Annotated in this window: 16 protein-coding genes; 10 read left to right on the top strand and 6 right to left on the bottom strand. The window is 72.9% G+C overall.

Going from position 1 to position 20724, the window contains the following annotated elements; genetic code table 11:
* Window positions 1–79 precede the first annotated feature (79 nt).
* The 4 genes from ABUW04_RS26425 (at window position 80) to ABUW04_RS26410 (ending at window position 3638) form a co-directional block, all read left to right on the top strand.
* Window positions 80–508: a Zn-ribbon domain-containing OB-fold protein gene (locus ABUW04_RS26425; RefSeq protein ID WP_037594289.1), complete on the top strand. Its 429-nt coding sequence runs from the start codon at window positions 80–82 to the stop codon at window positions 506–508.
* A 245-nt stretch (window positions 509–753) separates the two neighbouring features.
* Window positions 754–2004 (top strand): hypothetical protein, encoded by a 1251-nt coding sequence (locus ABUW04_RS26420; RefSeq protein ID WP_380566837.1) that lies wholly within the window; start codon window positions 754–756, stop codon window positions 2002–2004.
* A gap of 118 nt (window positions 2005–2122) precedes the next feature.
* Window positions 2123–3058 carry a beta-ketoacyl-ACP synthase III gene (locus ABUW04_RS26415; RefSeq protein ID WP_030249555.1) on the top strand — a complete coding sequence of 312 codons (936 nt, stop codon included), beginning with the start codon at window positions 2123–2125 and terminating at the stop codon, window positions 3056–3058.
* 82 nt (window positions 3059–3140) lie between these two features.
* A complete protein-coding gene (locus tag ABUW04_RS26410) occupies window positions 3141–3638 on the top strand; it encodes an FBP domain-containing protein (RefSeq protein WP_030249558.1) in 498 nt (165 codons plus the stop codon).
* Between the two features lie 24 nt (window positions 3639–3662).
* Here ABUW04_RS26410 and ABUW04_RS26405 read toward each other — a convergent pair whose 3' ends face one another.
* The gene (locus ABUW04_RS26405) at window positions 3663–4877 is read right to left on the bottom strand and encodes a thiolase C-terminal domain-containing protein (RefSeq protein ID WP_380566836.1); all 1215 of its coding nucleotides are present in this window, start codon (window positions 4875–4877) and stop codon (window positions 3663–3665) included.
* A 129-nt stretch (window positions 4878–5006) separates the two neighbouring features.
* Here ABUW04_RS26405 and ABUW04_RS26400 point away from each other — a divergent pair, with 129 nt between their 5' ends.
* Together ABUW04_RS26400 and ABUW04_RS26395 are read left to right on the top strand one after the other, a co-directional pair.
* Window positions 5007–6293, top strand: coding sequence for an acyl-CoA dehydrogenase family protein (locus tag ABUW04_RS26400; RefSeq protein WP_380566835.1), 1287 nt, complete (start codon window positions 5007–5009; stop codon window positions 6291–6293).
* 1 nt (window position 6294) lies between these two features.
* Entirely contained in the window at window positions 6295–6828 is a 534-nt protein-coding gene (locus ABUW04_RS26395; protein WP_380566834.1) for a nitroreductase family deazaflavin-dependent oxidoreductase, read from the top strand.
* 230 nt (window positions 6829–7058) lie between these two features.
* Here the strand turns inward: ABUW04_RS26395 and ABUW04_RS26390 are convergent, their stop codons facing one another.
* Together ABUW04_RS26390 and ABUW04_RS26385 are read right to left on the bottom strand one after the other, a co-directional pair.
* Window positions 7059–7706, bottom strand: a complete 648-nt coding sequence (locus tag ABUW04_RS26390; protein ID WP_030249568.1) for a TetR family transcriptional regulator — start codon at window positions 7704–7706, stop codon at window positions 7059–7061.
* Between the two features lie 58 nt (window positions 7707–7764).
* Entirely contained in the window at window positions 7765–9153 is a 1389-nt protein-coding gene (locus tag ABUW04_RS26385; protein ID WP_380566973.1) for a class I SAM-dependent methyltransferase, read from the bottom strand.
* 377 nt (window positions 9154–9530) lie between these two features.
* On the opposite strand from ABUW04_RS26385, the gene ABUW04_RS26380 reads away from it, so the two are divergent.
* Window positions 9531–12086 (top strand): outer membrane protein assembly factor BamB family protein, encoded by a 2556-nt coding sequence (locus ABUW04_RS26380; protein ID WP_380566833.1) that lies wholly within the window; start codon window positions 9531–9533, stop codon window positions 12084–12086.
* A 167-nt stretch (window positions 12087–12253) separates the two neighbouring features.
* On the opposite strand, the gene galE is transcribed toward ABUW04_RS26380, so the two are convergent.
* The 3 genes from galE to ABUW04_RS26365 all read right to left on the bottom strand — a co-directional run bounded on the left by galE (window position 12254) and on the right by ABUW04_RS26365 (window position 14948).
* A complete protein-coding gene (gene galE / locus ABUW04_RS26375) occupies window positions 12254–13222 on the bottom strand; it encodes a UDP-glucose 4-epimerase GalE (protein WP_380566832.1) in 969 nt (322 codons plus the stop codon).
* A gap of 43 nt (window positions 13223–13265) precedes the next feature.
* On the bottom strand, window positions 13266–13715 hold the full coding sequence (locus ABUW04_RS26370) for a Zn-ribbon domain-containing OB-fold protein (RefSeq protein ID WP_051724894.1): 450 nt from the start codon (window positions 13713–13715) through the stop codon (window positions 13266–13268).
* 90 nt (window positions 13716–13805) lie between these two features.
* Window positions 13806–14948: a lipid-transfer protein gene (locus ABUW04_RS26365; protein WP_380566831.1), complete on the bottom strand. Its 1143-nt coding sequence runs from the start codon at window positions 14946–14948 to the stop codon at window positions 13806–13808.
* A 176-nt stretch (window positions 14949–15124) separates the two neighbouring features.
* Between ABUW04_RS26365 and ABUW04_RS26360 the strand changes: the two genes are divergently transcribed.
* The 3 genes from ABUW04_RS26360 (at window position 15125) to ABUW04_RS26350 (ending at window position 20374) form a co-directional block, all read left to right on the top strand.
* Complete coding sequence (locus ABUW04_RS26360; RefSeq protein WP_380566830.1) at window positions 15125–16756, top strand: FadD3 family acyl-CoA ligase; 1632 nt, start codon at window positions 15125–15127, stop codon at window positions 16754–16756.
* An 85-nt stretch (window positions 16757–16841) separates the two neighbouring features.
* A complete protein-coding gene (locus ABUW04_RS26355) occupies window positions 16842–18116 on the top strand; it encodes a bifunctional glycosyltransferase family 2/GtrA family protein (RefSeq protein WP_084713495.1) in 1275 nt (424 codons plus the stop codon).
* Window positions 18116–20374, top strand: a complete 2259-nt coding sequence (locus tag ABUW04_RS26350) for a glycosyltransferase family 39 protein (RefSeq protein ID WP_380566829.1) — start codon at window positions 18116–18118, stop codon at window positions 20372–20374. Before ABUW04_RS26355 ends, ABUW04_RS26350 begins: the two co-directional genes overlap by 1 nt.
* Window positions 20375–20724 lie beyond the last annotated feature (350 nt).

The raw sequence follows: 20724 nt of genomic DNA, 5'->3' as shown, positions 1-20724 counted from the left end.
GGCACCGCGGCTCTTGCGCCCAGCTCACCGCATGCGTTGAACTGACGGCACGTCAGAAATCAAGGAGAGGGATGAGGCCGTGACCCCGGCAGACCGCCCCGAGCCCGACGCCTTCACCCGCCCCTACTGGGAGGCGGCCGCGCAGGGCCGGCTGCTGCTGCGCCGCTGCGCCTCCTGCGGGCGGGCGCACCACTACCCCCGCGAGTTCTGCCCGTACTGCTGGAGCGAGGAGGTGGTCTGGGAGCAGGCCTCGGGTGACGCCGTCCTCTACACCTGGTCACTGGTTCAGGTGAACGACCTCCCGCCGTTCCGGGACCGGCTGCCCTATGTCGCCGCCGTGGTGGACCTCGCCGAGGGGCCCCGGATGATGACTGCGGTGGTCGGCTGCGACCCGGCCGAGCTGAGCGTCGGCATGGCGCTGCATGTGAGCTTGCCCACAGCTGAGCCCGGGGACGCGGTCGATCCGGCGCCGCTCGCCGCCCCCGTTTTCGGCCCGCTCCGGGATTGATGATTCAACGTCAGCGGGACGTAAGGCAGGGGGTGGGACTGCCGGTGAACGTGTGAGGGCCTCGTGACAACGACGCTGTGGCTCCTGTGTCACGTCACACGATGGGGGTACCGTGACGCTGGAGACGGCTGCGCAGACCGGTGCGGCCGACGACATCACCAGGAGTGACCGGAAGCCACCCGCCGAGGCCGCCCCTCAGGGCCCCCACCCGTATGCGCCCCCGATCCCGCGAGGAACAAACGTCCATGTCGAGTTACGCCCGCCCTGCCTCCGACCCGAACCGGCGCGGTTCCGGCGGAACCGCGCCAGGCACGGACAGTGACGGCGGATACGGCGTCAGCTACGACGGCTACTACGGGCAGCAGGACGGCTACGCACAGGGCGGGTACGCGCAGAACGGCTACGCGGACCCCGGCTACAGCGAACCGGCCTACCGGACGGACCCCTACTACGCCGAACGTGCGTACCCCGGTCCCGGCCACAGCGACGCCGGCTACCAGGGCTCCGGCTACCAGGGCTCCGGCTACTCCGACCCCGGCTACGCCGACGACTCCGACCACACCGACCCGCGGTTCGTCGACTCCGGCTACGGCGACTACGCGGCCCCGGCCGCCCCCCGCGCCGAGGCCCCCCGCGCCACCGGACCCCGCTCCGGCAGCCGGGTCGCGGCCCGCGCCGCCGCCCGGGCCCGGGCCCGCCGCAGGCGCCGGGTCCGCAACGGCTTCCTCGGCGTCGGCTCCGTCGCCGCCGTGGCGGTCATCGCCATGGCCGGGCTGGTGCACCCGAACACCGGCAAGACCGCGACCACCGCCACCGCCCGCACCAGCGCACCGGTGGCCACCGGCCAGCGCACCACCCCGGCCGACACCTCGCGCTCGACCGACCGGGCCACCCCGGCGGCCGCGCTCACCCAGCTCCCCGGCCTCGGCGCGGACTTCCGCAAGCAGATCCCCGCCAACACCCAGCAGGTCCTGCTGGTCTCCGGCACCGGCAAGAACGCCAACACCGGCACCGCCACCCTCTACACCCGCACCGCCGACGGCAGCTGGCTGGCCGGGACGGCCTGGCCCTCGCACAACGCCCTGGACGGCTGGACCACCCACCACATGGAGGGTGACCTGCACAGCCCGATCGGCGTCTACTCGCTGACCGACGCCGGCGGCCTGGACGCCAACCCGGGCACCAAGCTCCCGTACACCCACTCCTCCGCCTTCAAGGCGCTGGGCACCGGCTTCGAGGGCGAGTCGCTGGCCGACGCCTTCGACTACGTGGTCGCCATCAACTACAACCACGTCGCCGGGACCAGCCCGCTCTCCGCCGAGCGCCCGCTCGGCGCCAACCGCGGCGGCGGCATCTGGGTCCACGTGGACCACGGCGGCCCGACGCACGGCTGCGTCAGCCTGGCCAAGGCGGACATGGCGATACTGCTCAAGGACCTCGACCCGTCGAAGCACCCGGTGATCGTGATGGGCGACGCCGCCTCGCTCGCCGCGTGACCCCGCCGGGGCGAGGCCAGTCGCCGTACGGAAGTTGTCCGGCCCCTACAGCATCCCCCCTCGGATACTGTCCCAGGCAGTGCCCGATGACCCGCCGGTAACCGGCTTGAGTGGACACATGACTGGTTCCCGCATCGTCGCGCTCGGCCACTACCAGCCGCCGAAGGTCCTCACCAACGACGACCTCGCCAAGCTGGTGGACACCGACGACGAGTGGATCCGCAGCCGCGTCGGCATCCGCACCCGGCACATCGCCGAGGGTGAGAGCGTCGCCGACCTGGCCTTCCGTGCCGCCGAGAAGGCGCTGGCGACCAGCGGCTTCGACGCCTCCACGATCGACCTGGTCACCGTCGCCACCTGTACCGCCATCGACCGCAGCCCCAACACGGCCGCGCAGGTCGCCGCCCGGCTGGGCATCGCCGCCCCGGCGGCCTACGACATCAACACCGTCTGCTCCGGCTTCTCCTACGCCCTGGCCACCGCCGACCACGCGATCCGGGCCGGCGCCGCCACCCGCGCGCTGGTCATCGGTGCGGAGAAGATGACCGACGTCCTGGACTGGACCGACCGCAGCACCTGCGTGATCTTCGGTGACGGCGCCGGCGCCGCGGTGGTGGAGGCCTCCGAGGAGGCCGGCATCGGCCCGGTGGTCTGGGGCTCCGACCCGTCCAAGGGCGACGCGGTCCGCATCGACGGCTGGGACCCGACCATCAGCCAGCAGGGCCAGGCCGTGTTCCGCTGGGCCACCACCCAGATCGCCCCGCTGGCGCTGCAGGCCTGCGAGAAGGCCGGGATCGCCCCGGCCGACCTGGAGGGCTTCGTCCCGCACCAGGCCAACCTGCGCATCATCGACGCCATCGCCGCGAAGATCGGCGCCCCCGACGCGGTGGTCGCCCGCGACGTGGTCGACTCCGGCAACACCTCGGCCGCCTCCATCCCGCTGGCGCTCTCCAAGCTGGTCGAACGCGGCGAGCTGCGCTCCGGCGCCCCGGTCCTGCTGATCGGCTTCGGCGGCGGCCTCGCCTACGCCGGCCAGGTGGTCCGCTGCCCCTGAGCCGCCGCTGCGCTCCCGAGGTCGGTGCGGCCCCGGGTTTTTCGGTTGCCCGCCTGCTCAGGGCGTTGTTAGCGTCGGCGGAATGAAGGCAGCAAGTGAGCAGGACATCCGCGCGTCGTTCGTCAACTGCACCAAGGGCGAGGCCAAGCGCCTTCCGGTCCCCCGGGACCTGGCCGACCGTCCCTGGGGCGACCTGGACTTCCTCGGCTGGACCGACCTCTCCGCCCCCGACCGCAGCTACCTGGTCACCGAGCGGGACGGCGCGCTGGTCGGCCTGACCCTCCGTTACCCCTCCCAGCGGCGCGGCCTGGTCCGCCGCAGCATGTGCTCGCTCTGCCTCACCACGCACTCGGGCGACGGCGTCTCGCTGATGGTGGCCCGCAAGGCCGGCCCGGCCGGCCGCGAGGGCAACTCGGTCGGCATCTACCTCTGCACCGACCTGGCCTGCTCCCTCTACCTCCGCGGCCTCAAGAGCGCGACGGGCGTGGGCGCCCGCCTGCACGAGTCACTGACGCTGGAGCAGCAGGTCGAACGGACCCGGGGCAAGCTCCACGACTTCCTGGACGCGGTGGCGGCGTAGCCGCTGGTGCCGTCTTAGCCGCCCTCAGCCCCGGCCCAGCACCATCGTCGCCGAGGAGCAGAACCAGCCGCCGGTCCCGCTGACCAGGGCCAGCTCCGGCAGGCCGCCGCGCTTCAGCACCTGGCGCCCGGTCCCTGTGTAGTCGCCGCGGAGCTGGCGGACCGCCTCCACGATCAGGAACAGCCCGCGCATCCCCGGGTGGCAGGCGGAGAGCCCGCCGCCGTCGGTGTTGACCGGCAGTTCGCCGTCGCGGAGCAGGCGGCCGGCCTTGGCGTCGACGAAGGGGCCGCCCTCGCCCTTGGCGCAGAAGCCCAGGTCCTCCAGGGCGACCAGGGGCATGTAGGTGAAGGCGTCGTAGATCTCCGCCAGGTCGATGTCGTCCGCTGTGACGCCCGCCCGCTGGTAGGCAAGCCGGCCGGAGACCGCGGCGGGGGAGACGGTGAAGTCCTCCCACTCGGACATCAGGTTGTGGCTGAGGTGCTCGCCGGTGCCCAGGATCCACACCGGGTCGTGCAGCGTGTCGGGTACGTAGTCCTCGGCGGCGAGCAGCACCGCGCAGCCGCCGTCCGAGCGGATGCAGCAGTGCAGCTTGGTGAAGGGGGAGGCGATCTCCGGCCCGGCCAGCACCTGGTCCACCGTCAGCGGGGTCCGGTACATGGCGTCGGGGTTGTCGGCGGCGTTCGCCCTGGCCTGGACGGCGACGCCGGCGAGCTGTTCCAGGGTGGTCCCGTACTCGTGCATGTGGCGGCGGGCCGCCATCGCGTACTTGGAGATCAGGGTGTGTCCGTACGGGGCCTCGAACTGCTGGGGGCCGCGGGCGCCGAGGGCGATCCCGGCGGTGCGGCGGCCGGCCTTGAGGTCGGCGCGGGCGGTGGAGCCGTAGACCAGCAGGATCGCTTCGGCGTGGCCGGCGGCTATCGCGTCGGCGGCGTGGGCGGCCATAACCTCCCAGGTGGAGCCGCCGACGGAGGTCGAGTCGGTCCAGGTCGGACGCAGTCCCAGGTACTCGGAGACCTCCACCGGGGCGAGGATGCCCAGCCCGGCCGAGGCGACGCCGTCGACCAGTCCGCGCGGCAGCCCGGAGTCGGCGAGGGCCCGCCGCGCGGCCTGGGCGTGCAGCTGGAACGGGGTGGCCCGGTCCACCCGGCCGCAGTCGGCCAGCGCCGCGCCGACCACGGCGACCCGGCGACGGCGTGGCGAGCTGTCCGGGACGGGGGAGTGCAGTGACGGCTCGGGCACGGGCGATCAGCTCCCTCGGGCTTGGGCACAGGATCTGACGGTACATCAGATTCATGCCGCCGCGCCCCTGTGCCCTGTGCATCCGCGCTTCTAGTATGACGGATCGTCAGATCGGAAAGAGGAGGCGGCATGGACCCCGCGCTGACCCCGGAACAGGAAGCCGTCCGCCGCACCCTCAGGGAGCTGCTGGCCAAGCACTGCGGCCCCGACGAGGTGCGGGCGGCGGCCGCAGGACCGCTGGGCTACGACGCCGAGCTGTGGCACCGGCTCGCCGACCAGCTCGGCCTGCCCGGGCTCGCCCTCCCGGTGGCGTACGGCGGGGTCGGCCTGGGGCCGGTCGAGCTGGCCCTGGCCTGCGAGGAGAGCGGACGGGTGCTGCTGCCGTCGCCGCTGCTGGCCTCCTCGGTGCTGGCGGCCACCGCCGTCCACACCCTCGGCACCGAACAGCAGCGCGCCGACCTGCTGCCCGCGCTGGCCGGCGGCGCCCGTACCGGAGCCCTGGTCACCGCCGCGGCGCCGGCGCTCGCGCTCGGGCTGGTCCCGGCCGGCGCCGGCGACGGCCTGCCGGACGGTACGACGGCCGGTGGCGGCCGGGCCGGTGGCGTCCAGGCGCGGCCCGCCCCCGAGGGCGACGGCTGGCTGCTCTACGGCGAGGCCGGCCAGGTGCTGGACGGCGCCCGCGCCGACCTGCTGGTGGTCGCCGCCCACACCGGCGGCTTCCCGCGCAGCCGGACCGTGCTGTTCCTGGTGGAGGCCGGCTCACCCGGCCTCACCCGCACCCGGCTGGCCGCGATGGACGACACCCGGACCCTGGCCCGGGTCGAGCTGCGGGACACCCCGGCCGTTCCACTCGGCGACCCGGAGCGCGACGCGGGGCCCGCACTCGCCCGCACCGGGCGGTACGCCGCCCTCGCGGTGGCGGCGGAGGCGGTCGGCGCGGCCGAGCAGTGCCTGACCAGGACGGTGGAGTACGTGCAGGTCAGGAAGCAGTTCGGCCGCGCGGTCGGCTCCTTCCAGGCGGTGCAGCACCGCCTCGCCGATGTGTACGTCGCCGTGCAGACGGCCCGCTCGGCGGTCCATTACGCGGCCTGGACGCTGGAGCGGGACGAGAGCGAGAACGAGGGGGACGGCGAGGGCGAGGCGGGGGCCTCCGCCACCGCCGTACCACTCGCGCTTGCGCACGCACTGGAGTCGCTGCGCACGGCTGCGGCCGACGCCGTCCAGCTGCACGGCGGGATCGCCATCACCTGGGAGCACGACGCCCAGCTCTACTTCAAGCGGGCCGCCGCCGACGAACTGCTGTTCGGGCCGCCGCACCTGCTGCGTACCCGCGCCGCCGAGCGCGCGAACCTGTTCGGCCCGACGCCCGTTCCTGCCCGCATCCCCGTCCGCACCCCTGTCCGCCAGGAGGCCTGACATGGCGACACCCCCATCGACACCCGCCCCCGCGCCGGCACCGGAGCTGCGTCCGCCGAGCTCGCGGCTGGAGGCGGTGGTCCAGAAGGTCTCCTCCAGCCCGGTCTTCGCCAGGATCGCCCCCCGGGTGCTGCCGCCGATGGACAAGATGGTGCACCGGGTCACCGGCGGCAAGGTGATGATCAGCCAGTACATGCTGCCGTCGCTGTTCCTGACGACGACCGGCCGCCGCACCGGGCAGCCGAGGGTGGCCCCGATGGCCTGCCTGCCGGAGTCCGGCGGCACCTTCCTGGTGATCGGCAGCAACTTCGGCCGCCCCGCCCACCCGGCGTGGACCGGCAACCTGATCGCGGACGGCACGGCGCTGGTCGAGCACCGGGGCCGGACCGTGGAGGCGACCGCCGAACTGCTGGAGGGCGAGGCACGGGCCGAGGCCTGGGCGGCGCTGCTGCGGATGTGGCCGCCGTACGCGACCTACCAGGCGCGGATCGAACGGCAGATCCGGATCTTCCGGCTCACGCCGGTCGAGAAGTAACACGGCTGAGGACAAGCGAAGGGCGGTCGTCCCGTTTGACTGGGACGACCGCCCTTGAAGGGTTGTGTCGCGAAGCGACCCGAAACAAGGGTGGCGGTGGGCGACGGGTGGGCATGGGTGCGGGGCTCGAACCGGAGTACCTCCCCCGAGGCACGCCCGGCAGCTCGGCCCGACCGGACAGGCGGCCGGGGCCCGCGACCCAGGACGGTGCTGCTACTGCACTGCTTCGGCTACTTCGGCGGCTTCTTGCCGGTCATGCCGAGGTAGACCAGGAGCGCCAGGTTCGGCTTGAGCTCCTTGGCCTTGACGCCCCAGGAGTCGAAGCCCTTCTGGTGCTCGGCGACGGCGGCCAGCATGGCCACCAGGGAGCCGGCGACAGCCGGTGCGCTGATCGACTTGTCCGCCTTCCCGGTGTCCTGCATGGCCTTGAGGGAGTCCGTGAGCGAGTTGGTCACGGCGTTGAGGATCTTCATGCGGATCTTGAAGAACCGCTTGTCCCCTTCCGCCGATCCCAGCGTCACCACGCGGAGAATGGCCTCGTTGTCGCGCCAGAAGTTGAGGAAGCCTTCCACCAGCTCCTCAGCCGTCTGGTAGCCGGACTTGCCGGCCCACGACTTCTCGGCGACCAGGTCCTTCAGGGCGGCGCCTTCCCGGGCCATTCCATCCGCGATCTCGAGGACAGCGCCCTCGACGTCGGGGAAGTACTGGTAGAACGTTGCGGGGGAGGTACCGGCCATCCGGGCGACGTCGATGACCTTGACGTCCCGGTAGGGCGATGTGCTGAGCATCTCGCTAAGGCATTCGAGCAGCTTCTGCCGCGTCGCCTGCCCGCGTCGCCCGGCGACACGCCCGTCGACGGTGCGAACTTGTCCTGTCATGCCGTCAGTTTACCGTGGCAAGATCCCCGCGCTATTCGGCAGTGGCCCGAATGGTCCGTCAGGCTGACGGACCGCCGGACGGACCGCCGGCTCCGGGGTCTGAGGAGCCGTCCGTTTCCCGGGCCACGACCCGGTCCAGCCACTCCTCCCGGCTGGGCGGCAGGCCGCTGTCCCCGTCGGCCCCGGTGCGCACCGCGAGGATCTGGTTGACCCCGATCCGGTTCTCCTCGAACGCCAGCGCCGAGGCCGCCATGTACAGCCGCCAGACCCGGGCCCGGCCCAGGGTGGAGAGCTTGACCGCCCGGTCCCAGTCGGCCTCCAGATTGGTCACCCAGGCCCGCAGCGTCAGCGCGTAGTGCTCCCGCAGCGACTCCACGTCGCGGATCTCGAAGCCGGACTCCTCCAGCAGGCTGACGGTCTGCCCGACCGGGGCGAGGTCGCCGTCGGGGAAGACGTAGGCCGCGATGAAGGGGCTGATCCGGTAGCGCTCGCCGGGCAGGTTGGGGCGCCTGGCGATCTGGTGGTTCAACAGCCGCCCGCCGGGGCGCAGCAGCCCGTACAGCTGGGTGCCGTAGCGGCGGAACTGCTCGGAGCCGACGTGCTCGGCCATGCCGACGCTGGAGATGGCGTCGTAGGGCCCGTCGTCCACCTCGCGGTAGTCCTGCAGGCGGACCGTCAGCCGGTCGGAGAGGCCGGCCTCGTCGATCCGTTCCCGGGCGCCGCGGGCCTGCTCGGTGGAGAGGGTCACCCCGACGCCCTCGACGCCGTAGTGCTCGGCGGCGTGCAGCAGCAGCGAGCCCCAGCCGCAGCCGACGTCCAGCAGCCGCATCCCGGGGCGCAGGCCCAGCTTGCGGCAGATCAGGTCGAGCTTGGCCTCCTGGGCGGCCTCCAGGGTGTGCGTCCCGGTCGGCCAGTAGGCGCAGCTGTAGACCATGGACGGGCCCAGGACCAGCCGGTAGAAGTCGTTGCCGACGTCGTAGTGGTGGCTGATGGCCTTGCGGTCGCGCATCAGCGAGTGCCGGGTGCCGGCGACCTTGACCCGGGTCGCCTCCTCCGGCGGCAGCGGCGGGCGCAGGCCGACCGCCCCGGCGCCGATCGCGGTGCGGAGCAGCCGGCGGCCCTCCGGACCGAAGATCTCGCGGGCGCTGGGGCGCAGGCTGGCCGCGTTGGTCTGCTCGACCAGGCGCACCACCGCGTCGAGCACGTCGTAGAGGTCGCTGTCCTCGGCGATCTCCAGATCGCCGGACACATAGGCGCGGGCCAGCCCCAGCTCGTCCGGCCGCCAGATCAGGTGCCGCAGCGCCCGCCGGTTCCGCAGTTCCAGGGCGGGGGCGCCGGCCGGGCCGGCCTCGCCGCCGTCCCAGGTGCGCAGCCGGATCGGCAGTTCCGCGCCCAGCAGGTCCTCCAGCACCGGGACCAGCTGGCCGGCCGTTCCCTGGCCCGGCAGCGCTTTCCGCAGCGGTTTCGCCGGAGCCTGCTGCCGCCGGGCCTTCCGCTGGGTTTCTTGTTGTGTCTTTGTCACCTTGCCACCCATCCCGCGCCTCCCGTGCGCCTGCGCCTTCGTCCATCTAACGACGGCGTCCCGAATTCCCGATCGAGTCGTAGGACACACCCGAATGTGTCCACACGCATGGCCTACTGCCCCTCCTGGACCCCTGCCCATGCATGGCGCGGTGGCACCTCGTCAGGTCCGCGCGCAAAACCCGGCCGGAACGATTTTTCGGGGCTGGTTGGCTACAGCGGCGGTCGACGTTGGACAATCAGGCACAGCAACGACGGCACGGTGCGGCGACACCACGGTGCCGGCGTGGAACTAACGGGGAGGTGGCTGAGGACGTGGACCAGCTGACGGCGCACGATCCCAGGCGGATCGGCCCCTTCGAGGTGCTCGGGCGCCTCGGCGCGGGCGGAATGGGGCTGGTCTACCTGGCCAGGTCGTCCGCGGGCCGACGGGTGGCGATCAAGACCGTGCGCGCCGAGCTGGCCGAGGACCAGCTGTTCCGGGTGCGTTTCGCCCGCGAGATCGCGGCGGCCCGCACCGTCTCCGGCTTCTACACCGCGCCCGTGGTAGAGGCCGACGCCGACGCCCCGGTGCCCTGGCTGGCCACCGCCTACATCCCGGCGCCCTCGCTGGAGGACCTGGTCGCCGAGTGCGGTCCGATGCCGGTCGGCGCGGTGCGCTGGCTGGTCGCCGGGATCGCCGAGGCGCTGCAGTCGATCCACGCGGCCGGGCTGGTGCACCGCGACCTCAAGCCCTCGAACGTGCTGGTCACCGAGGACGGACCGCGGGTGATCGACTTCGGCATCGCGGCCGGGGTCTCGCACACCCGGCTGACCATGACCAACGTCGCCGTCGGCACCCCCGCCTACATGTCGCCCGAGCAGGCCAGGGACAGCCGCAGCGTGACCGGGGCCAGCGACGTGTTCTCGCTGGGCTCGATGCTGGTCTACGCGGCCACCGGGCACGCCCCGTACCACGGGGCCAACCCGGTGGAGACGGTGTTCATGCTGCTCCGGGAGTCCCCGGACCTGTCCGGTCTCGCCCCCGACCTGGCCCCGTTGGTGAAGGCCTGCATGCGCCCGGCGCCGGAGCGGCGGCTGACCCCGGCCCAGATCCAGTCCGAGCTGGCCCCGCACCTGTACTCCAACGGCGACGGGGACGACGACTCCCGCGACTGGCTGCCGCCGGCCGCCCTGGAGCTGATCGACCGCAAGCGGGGACGGCGCAACACGCCTCCGCCGCCCGTCCCGGTGCCCGTCCCCGCCCCGGTCCCCGCCCCGGTGCCGCTGGCGGCCCCGGTGGCCGCCCCGGTCGCGGCCCCGTCGGCCGGCTACGACCCCAGGACCGCGCACCCGGCGCCGGTGGCCCAGCCCTCGGCCCTGGACGAGCACGCGCCGACCAAGAAGGTCCAACCGGCCGCGGGCGGTGGCCGCAGGCACGCCGGCGCGCCCGATCCGGAGCCGGCACCGGCCGCCCAGGCCCAGGCAGCCGCCCAGGCGCCGGTGGCGGCTCCGGTACCGTCCACCACGCCCACCCCGGTGGTGCAGCTGCTCGGCGGCTCCGTGGCGATCGGCCCCGGGGTCAGGGCCGGCGAGACCGGCGGCCCCGGACCGGACGACTCGCTGCCGCCCGCCGCCACCGGCTGGGTGCGACGCGTCCCCGGACAGGGCCCCGGAGGACAGGGCCCCGGTTCGAACCGGGAGAACGCCACCCACCAGAACCACGGACGGCAGGCCGCGGCGACGTCCGAGCCCGCCGCCGCGGTCCCTGCGCCGCCCACCTCGGGCTCGCGCTGGCGGCCCTGGCGGTTCCGGATGTCCAACGACGTCTGGGGGGTGCCGCAGGTCAGCGACGGCGTCCTCTATGTGACCAGCTTCGAGGTGCACGCCCTGGACATCGCCACCGGGCGCCGCCGCTTCAAGACCCGTGACGTCGCCTGGGCGATGTCCGTGGCCGACGGCCAGGTCCACGCCGCGGACGGCCCGAGCCTGTTCACCCTCGCCGCGGCGGACGGCGAGGAGCGCTGGCGGGTCACCCTGGACGGCTGGACCTACTCCCTGGACGCCGGCGGCGGCGCGCTGGTGGCCGGCACCAGGGGCGGCGGCGTCCAGGTCCGCTCGGCGATCGACGGCAGCCAGATGTGGCAGGTGGGCGACGCGCAGCAGGAGTACGAGAGCCCGCAGTCGGGCCCCTGCGTGGTGGGCGACTCGGTCTACTACTACGGCGGCGGGATGCTCCGCGCCCTGGACCTGACGACGGGTCGGCCGCGCTGGGCGGTCCAGGTCGGCGAGGACGTCCCCTCGCGGCCGGTGCTGCGCCAGGGCGTGCTCTACCTGACCTCAGGGGCCCGGGTGCTGGCCCTGGACGAGGAGTCGGGGGAGGAGCGCTGGCGCTTCAAGGCCCCGGTGGTGCTGTTCACCCCGCCGACCCTGGACGACCAGGGCAGCCTCTTCGCCGCCGACTACCTCGGCGCGGTGTTCGCGCTGGACACCGGCACGGGTGCGCTGCGCTGGCAGGCCCGTACCGGCGGCCGGCAGGGGATCGACCCGGTGGTCCACGAGGACGGGACCGTCCTGGTGGGCAGCGGCGACACGGTCTACGCCTTCGCCGCGCGGGACGGGGAGGAGCGCTGGCGGCACACCGCGCGCGGCGAGCTCACCGGGGCGCCTGCGGCGTTCGGCGGGTTGGTGCACTTCGGCAGCAGGGACCACTCGCTCTACACCCTGGACCTGACCACCGGGCGGCTGCGCTGGAAGCTGGACACGGGCGGGGAGATCACCGGTTCCCCGGTGGCGGTGGACGGCCGTGTCTTCGCCTGCAGCAAGGACCGCTGCGTCTACGCCCTGGACGCAGCCCGCGGCACCGCGACGCGGGACTGACGACAACGGCGCTCAGCCAATGGGGGCGCGGGGCTCTGCTTGATTAACTGCGCGCGCGACCAGCCCGCTACGGAGGTGCATGGCTGGCAGCGCAGTTCCCCGCGCCCCTGGGTGGTTGCATGGTCGGCGCGCTGCACTGGTCCCCGCGCCCCTGAAAAACGAGGCCGTCAGGGGTTGCGCAGCTGCCAGCCGGACCAGGCGGAGGCGACCATCGCCTCCAGGTCGAACTGTGCGGACCAGTTGAGCTCGCAGGTGATCCGGTCCGCGGAGGCCACCACCCGGGCCGGGTCCCCCGGTCGGCGGGAGACCACTTCGCCGGTGGTGTCCAGCCCGGTGACCGTGCCGATCGTGTCCAGCATCTCGCGGACCGAGACCCCTTCGCCGCGGCCGATGTTGAGGACCAGTTCGGTTCCGTCCGGGTCGTCCTCCAGCCGCCGCACCGCGGCCACATGCGCGGTGGCCACGTCCGCCACGTGGATGTAGTCACGGATGCAGGTGCCGTCGGGGGTGGGGTAGTCGTCGCCGAAGACCAGCGGCGGCTTGCCCGCCGTGATCCGCTCGAAGACCATCGGCACCAGGTTGGTGGCCCCCGGGTCGCCCAGCTCGGCCGTGGCCGCCCCGGCGACGTTGAAGTAGCGCAGCGCGACCGTCCCGATGCCGTGGGCCCGGCCCACCGCGCGGACCAGCCACTCGCCGACCAGCTTGGTCTCGCCGTAGGGGCTCATCGGCGCGCACGGGGTGTCCTCGGTGACGACGTCCACGTCCGGCATGCCGTAGACGGCTGCCGAGGAGGACAGCAGGAACCGGCGGACCCTCGCGTCGGCCGCGGCCTCCAGCACCAGCCGCAGGCCCTCGACGTTCTCGTGGTAGTACCGCAGCGGCTGCTCGACCGACTCGCCGACCTGCTTCTTCGCGGCGATGTGGAGCACCCCGGTGACCTGGTGCTGCTTCATCACCCGGTCGAGCAGCGGGCGGTCCAGGGTGGAGCCCTCGACCAGCGGGACCCCGGCCGGCAGCCGCGCCGGGTCGCCGCTGCTCAGGTCGTCCAGGACGACGACCCCCAGCTCCGCCTCGACCATGGCCCGCACCACATGTGCACCGATGTAGCCCGCCCCACCCGTGATCAACCAAGTCATGGGACCGCATTCTATTTGTCCCGCCGGCGGCCCCGGCCGAGGATCAGGGAGTGGTCAGCGCCCATCGCGGAACTGCCACGCCGGGGGCGAGGATCTGGTAAACGGCCTGGACCGGGGCGCCGATCCGCAGCCGGGAGACCGGGACGGCGTTCCAGGGGGCGTCGGGGCGGCGCACCGAGGGGGTGAGCGTGCCGACCAGTCGGATCGTCGGGTCGTCGTCCAGTTCGACCACCGCGACGGGGTAGGGGGCCTGTTCCGCGTAGGCGGGCAGCAGCGGCGGGTGGGCGACGACGAACGACCAGATCCGTCCGCGTCCGGAGGTCGGCCGCCACTCGTCGGCGAAGCTGTGGCAGCGCGGGCAGGCGGGCCGGGGCGGGAAGCGCCGCAGCCCGCAGTCGGCGCAGGCCTGCACCCGCAGCTCGCCGCGCAGCGCGTACTGCCAGAAGGGTTCGCCGTCGGTGTCGGGCCAGGGCAGCAGCAGGCCGCCGGCCATGCCCCCGGCCGCGTGGACCGCTTCGGTGACCGATGTTCCGGTGACGGGTACCCCGGTGGCGGGTGTTCCGGTGACAGACATGGGACTCCCTCAGTTGCGCAGCAGCAGGGCCGAGGTGGGGACGCCCTCGCCGGCCGTGACCAGGCAGGTCGCGGCGTCGGGGACCTGGGAGGTGGAGCTGCCGCGCAGCTGCCTGACGCCCTCGTTGATCAGGTTGAAGCCGTGCACATAGCCCTCGGAGAGGCCGCCGCCCGCGGTGTTGATCGGCAGCCGCCCGCCCAGTTCCAGGGCGCCGCCCTCGGTGTAGGCCGCGCCCTCGCCGCGGCCGCAGAAGCCGTAGCCCTCCAGCGAGAGCGGGATCAGCGGGGTGAAGGCGTCGTAGATCTGGGCGGTGTCCACATCCTGTGGACCGAGGTCGGCGGTCTTCCACAGGTGGCGCGCGGCGGTCCAGGCCGGTCCGGTCAGCGGGTCGTCGTTCCAGTAGTTGACCATCCCGTGGTGCTGGGCCGGCAGGCCCTGCGCGGCGGAGTGGATGTACACCGCCCGCTGCGGGCAGTCGCGGGCCCGCTCGGCGCTGACCACCACGCAGGCGAGCGCGCCGTCGGTCTCCAGGCAGTTGTCGTAGAGGCAGAGCGGTTCCGAGATCCAGCGGGCGTCCATGTACATCTCCCGGGTCAGCGGCCGGTCGTACATCACCGCCGCCGGGTTCTGGTTGGCGCGGTTGCGGCAGGCCAGGGCGACGTTGAAGAGGTGGTCCCGGGTGGCGCCGTACTCGTGCATGTAGCGGCGGGCCAGCATGGCGATCTCGTCGGCGGGGCGCAGCAGGCCGAAGGGTCGGGTCCACTGGGCCGGGGTGGGCAGCTGCACGCTGGTGTTGGTCCAGGGCCGGACGCCGGAGCCGCGTTTGCGGGAGCGCCAGGCCACACCGACGCTGGCCTGCCCGGTGGCGACGGCCATGGCGAGGTGGGCGACGGTGGCGCAGGAGCCGCCGCCGCCGAAGCCGGTGCGGCTGAAGAAGGTGATGTCCCCGGCGCCGATGGACTTGGCGAGCTCGACCTCGTCGGTCTCCTCCATGGTGTAGGAGGCGAGGGCGTCGACCTCCGCGGGGTCGATCCCGGCGTCGTCCAGGGCGGCCAGCACGACCCGGCAGGCGAGGGTCTTCTCGGGCTCGTCGAGGGTCTTGGCGAAGCGGGTCTGGCCGATGCCGACGATCGCCGTACGGTCCTTGAGCATGGCTTCCCCCGTTGGCTCGGGCACGGGTCAGGTGCTGACCCGACATCGTCTCGGGATCTGACGTGGCGTCAGAATAGGTGTCCGGGGGTCTGGCCGGAAGGCCGTTGCCGATCTAATCTGACGTGGCGTCATGAGTGCTGCGCCGCTGGGATGCTCGGGTCGATACGGAGGGTGCCGTGCGAGGAGATCTGGAGTGGGGCACCGTTCCCCGGCTGGTCAGGGCCGCCGCCGACAGCCACGGTGAGCGCGAGGCCGTGGTCGGTCCGCGGACCCGGCTCAGCTACCGCGACCTCGGAGCACGGGTCGAGCGGGCCGCGGCCGCGGTGATGGCCGCCGGGGTGGGACCGGGCGAACGGGTCGCGATCTGGGCCCCGAACACCCCGGACTACGTGGTCGCGGCGCTCGGCGCGGTCAGCGCGGGCGCGGTGCTGGTCCCGCTGGGCACCAGGCTCAAGGGCGCCGAGGCGGTGGAACTGCTCCGGCGCACCCGGGCCCGGCTGCTGCTGGTCACCGACACTTTCCTCGGCGTCGGCTACGTCTCCGCGCTGCGCGCGGCCGCCGGGGGAGCGGCGCCGGCCGGCGCCCGCAACCGCGGCCCGCTGCGCGACCTGCCCGAACTGCGCACCGTGGTGGTGCTCGGCGACCGGGCCGAGGCGGGCGAGGGGTTCCAGCACTGGCGCGGCTTCCTCGCCGACGCGGCCGAGGTGCCCGCCCGGGCGGTCCGCGAGCGGGCCGACGCGGTGCAGCCGGACGACCCCGCCGACATCATGTTCACCTCCGGCACCACCGGACGCGCCAAGGGCGCCGTCACCACCCACGCCCAGTCCCTGCGGGCCTTCGCCACCTGGGCCGACATCGCCGGTCTGGTCGAGGGCGACCGCTATCTGGTGGTCAACCCGTTCACCCACACCTTCGGCTGGAAGGCCGGCGTGCTGGCCGCGCTGATGCGCGGGGCGACCGTGCTGCCGCAGCCGGTGTTCGACGCCGAGGCGGTGCTCGCCAAGGTCTCCAGCGAGCGGGTCACCGTGCTTCCGGGCGCGCCCACCGTCTACCAGTCGCTGCTGGACCACCCGGCCCGCGGCTCCTACGACCTGCGCACCCTGCGGCTGGCGGTGACCGGGGCCGCCGTGGTCCCGCTGGAACTGGTCACCCGGATCCGCGACGAGCTGGGCTTCCGCACCGTGCTCACCGCCTACGGGCTCACCGAGTCCTGCGGCCTGGTCACCATGGGCCGCCGCGGCGACGACCCCGGCCTGATCGCGGCCACCTCGGGACGCGCGGTCCCCGGCGTCACCGTCAGGGTCGCCGACGAGGAGTCCAAGGAGCAGCCCGCCGGCACACCCGGCGAGGTCCAGGTGCGCGGCTACACGGTGATGCGCGAGTACTTCGAGGACCCGGAGGAGACCGAGTCGGCCTTCACCCGCGACGGCTGGCTGCGCACCGGCGACATCGGCGTGCTGGACGACGAGGGCAATCTGCGGATCACCGACCGGCTCAAGGACATGTACACCGTCGGCGGGTTCAACGCCTACCCCGCGGAGATCGAACAGGTGCTGGCCCGGCATCCGCTCGTCGCCGACGTCGCGGTGGTCGGCGTCCCCGACCCCCGGCTCGGCGAGGTCGGCAAGGCCTTCGTCGTCCCGCGCGGAGAGCTGGCGCCGGACGCCGCCGCGGAGGCCGGAGCCGAGCTCATCGCCTGGTCCCGCCGGGAGATGGCCAACTACAAAGTGCCCCGGCAGGTCGAATTCATTTCCGAACTTCCCAGGAACGCCTCAGGCAAAATACTGAAGGGCCAGCTCAGGGGATGAATGACGGCTAACTGGTGCGGAACTCTCACCACCGCCCTATCCCAGCCACAGCTTCCGCACAGACCGGTGCCGAAGTCTGAAGTACATGAGCCAACCGACAGTGCTGGCGGCCCAGCCCGCCGCGGACCCGGAGCCGGCCCCGCAGTCCGGAGGCCGGGCCAGACTGGTTGAGATCGTCGTCCCCGTCTACAACGAGGAGCACGTCCTCGAGCACAGCGTCCGGCGTCTGTACGCCTACCTGGCGGAGAACTTCCCGTACCGCTTCACCATCACCGTCGCCGACAACGCCAGCACCGACGCCACCTGGCAGGTCGCGACCCGGCTGGCCGCCGAGATCCCCGAGGTGCGCGCCGTGCACCTGGACCAGAAGGGCCGGGGCCGGGCCCTGCGCCAGGTCTGGAGCAGCAGCGACGCCGACGTCGTCAGCTACATGGACGTGGACCTCTCCACCGGCCTCGACGCCTTCCTGCCCCTGGTCGCGCCACTGCTGTCGGGCCACAGCGACCTCGCCATCGGCAGCCGCCTGCACCGCGGCTCGGCCGTGGTCCGAGGTCCCAAGCGCGAGTTCATCTCCCGTACGTACAACCTGATGCTGCGCACCACCATGGCGGCCAAGTTCTCCGACGCCCAGTGCGGCTTCAAGGCCGCGCGGACCGACGTGGTCAAGGCGCTGCTCGACTCGGTCGAGGACCAGACCTGGTTCTTCGACACCGAACTGCTGCTGCTCGCCGAGCGCAGCGGTCTGCGCATCCACGAGGTCCCGGTGGACTGGGTCGACGACCCGGACAGCCGCGTCGACATCGTCCGCACGGTCAAGGACGACCTCAAGGGGATGTGGCGGGTGGCCAGGAAGACGCTCTCCGGAGCCACCAGGCTGCCGGTGCCGCCCCGGGTCCAGCAGGCCCAGTTGCCGCCCGCGATGCGCTGGCAGCTGTCCAGCTTCGCGGTGATCGGCGTCATCAGCACCGTCGCCTACCTGGCGCTCTACCTGATCCTGCGTCAACTCGCCCCGGCCGTCCTGGCCAACGCGGTCGCCCTGTTCGCCACCGCGATCGCCAACACCGCCGCCAACCGGCGCTTCACCTTCGGCGTCACCGGCACGGCCGACGCCCTCAAGCACCAGGTCGAGGGCGGTATCGCCTTCGTCATCGGGCTGGTGCTGAGCACCGCCACCCTCGCGGTCGTCAGGGTCGCCGCCCCGGGGGCCTCCCATGTCGTCGAACTCGCCGCACTGGTGGGGGCGAACGCACTGTCCACGGTCGTCCGCTTCCTGCTGATGCGGGTCTGGGTGTTCAACCCCAAGCGGCAGGCCCGCCGCCACGCGGCCTCCTCCTCGCACAACCAGGAGCTGAACCACTGATGAGCGCGCACGTAACCGCCCCTCCGGCGGCCGGCAGCGAGACTGCCCGCGGCCAGGGACGATCACTGCTGCAACGGATCTTCCTGGGCCGGGAGACCGCACCCCGCTGGGCCCGCCCCGCGCTGTGGGGGGTGCTGCTGCTCTCCACCGCGGTGTACGTCTACGGCCTCGGCGAGAACGGCGACGCCAACTCGTACTACGCCGCGGCGGTGCTCAGCGGCACCAAGAGCTGGTCCTCGATGTTCTTCGGCTCGCTGGACACCGGGAACTTCATCACCGTCGACAAGCCGCCGTTCGCGCTCTGGGTGATGGAGGCCTCCTGCCGGATCTTCGGCTTCGGCACCTGGCAGATGCTGCTGCCCATCGCGGCCTGCGGGATCGCCGCGGCCGGCGTGCTCTACAGCGCGGTCCGCCGGGTCTTCGGCCACACCGCGGCGACCGTCGCCGGACTGGTGCTGGCGCTCACCCCGATCACCGTGGCGATCACCCGGGACAACAACCCCGACCCGGTGCTGGTGCTGCTCACCGTCTCCGCCGCCTGGTGCTGCCTGGAGTCGATCCGCAGCGGCAAGCTGCAGCCGCTGGTCTGGTCCGCGGTACTGGTCGGCTTCGCCTTCAACACCAAGATGCTGCAGGCCTACATGGTGCTGCCGGCCTTCTTCCTGGCCTACGTCTGGGCGGCGAAGGGGAGCGTGCTCAAGCGGGTGCGCAACCTGCTGATCGCCGGAGTTGCGCTGGTGGTGTCCAGCGGCTGGTGGATGGTCATCGTCGACTCCATCCCCAAGAGCGACCGGCCCTTCGTCGGCTCCAGCACCAAGGACACCGTCTGGGACCTGGTCACCGGCTACAACGGCCTGGCGCGCATCACCGGTGACAGCGGTGGTTCCGGCGCCGGCGGCGCCTTCGGCGGCGGCGCCAACTTCGGTGGCACGGCCGGGATCGGACGCCTCTTCAACAGCATCCTCGGCGGCCAGATCTCCTGGCTGATCCCGTTCGCGGGGATCGCCCTGGTCGGCGCCCTGGTGCTGCGCGGCCGCAGGCGCCGCACCGACCTGCAGCGCGCCTCCTACCTGCTGTGGGGCGGCTGGCTGCTGACGCACTACGTGACCTTCAGCTTCGCCTCGGGGACCTTCCACCCGTACTACACGACCATGCTGGCCCCCGCGATCGCCGCCCTCACCGGGGCCGGCGGGACCGCGATCTTCCGGGCCTTCCGGGTCCGTTCGGCGGCCTGGGCCTGGGTGCTCCCGCTGGGCATCGTGGTGTCGGCGGTGTGGGCGATCGCGCTGCTGCGCCGTTCCACCAGCTTCGACAGCTGGCTGTGGCCGACGATCGCGGTGCTGGCGCTCGCAGCGGTGGTCTTCCTGCTGGTCGCCCGCTTCGGGCGGGTGGCCGGACCGCTCTTCACGGTGGGGGCGGCGGCTGCGCTGATCGCCCTGCTGGCCGGGCCCGCCGCCTACGCGGCCGACACGGCGACCGCCGGTGCGATCAACGGCACCAACCCGAGCAGCGGCCCCTCCTCGGGCGGTGGGTTCGGCGGCGGCGGTGCGCCCGGCGGTGGCGGCGGCTTCGGCGGTGGTGCGGGCGGAGGCATGCGCGGCGAGCGTCCGACCGGCACCACCGGCGGCCAGGGCTTCCCCGGCGGCGGCCAGGCCGGCGAGATGCCGGGCGGCGGTCAGGGTGCCCCGGGCGGCCAGACGGGTCAGACCGGCACCGGTACGGGTACCGGCACCGGTCAGACCGGTGACCTGCCCACCGGCGGCTTCCCGGGCGGCACCGACGGCGGTGCGCCGACCGGCGGCACCGGCGGAGCAGCCGGTGGTGGCTTCGGCGGCGGTGGCGGCGGTATGGGCGGCGGTGTCGACAGCCAGATGCTCAGCTACCTGGAGGCCCACCAGGACGGCGCCACCTGGCTGGTGGCCACGTCCAGCGCCCAGACCGCCGACGAGATCATCCTGCAGACCGGCGGCAAGGCCGCCATCGCCATGGGCGGCTTCACCGGTGACGACCCGGCGATGAGCCTGGCCCAGATCAAGGAGTACATCTCCTCGGGCAAGCTGCACTACGTCCTGGCGGGCGGCAGCGGTGGTCCCGGCGGCGGCCAGGCCAACTCCGCGGCGACCTCCTACGTCACCTCCACCTGCACCGTGGTCAGCGCCTCCGAGTACGGCGGCACCAGCTCCACGAGTTCCTCGTCCACGTCCACGTCGACCGCGGCCTCCAGTTCCACGGAGAAGCTGTACTACTGCAAGTCCTGACCACCGCGAGGTACCCGACGGCCCGCCGTCCCCTGCAGGGGACGGCGGGCCGTCCATTCGTGGGCCCGGGGCGTTCCGAAGGGCGGGCGCGTTCCGACGGGCAGGGAACCGGGGCCCGGCGGACAATCGTGTGAGTCAGTACAGGACGCCCCGCACAAGCCGGGGCATACGGGGTAGGCGCGCAGTGTTCCAAAGGCGGACACCCCCAGCGGCCGCAGCCCTTGACCGCCGCCACCGTCGGCGGGTGAGCGACCGGATACGCTCCGCATGCGAACGCGGCAAAATTGGCCAGCATACTGCAACTGCGGAGAAAAATCCTCACCTTGGGAATGATGTCCGGATTCTGATCG

The sequence above is a fragment of the Streptacidiphilus jeojiensis genome (genome assembly GCF_042510965.1).
Classification (GTDB): Bacteria; Actinomycetota; Actinomycetes; order Streptomycetales; family Streptomycetaceae; genus Streptacidiphilus; species Streptacidiphilus jeojiensis.
Note: the sequence above shows the minus strand (reverse complement) of the source record. Positions and strands in the feature narration are given on the sequence as shown.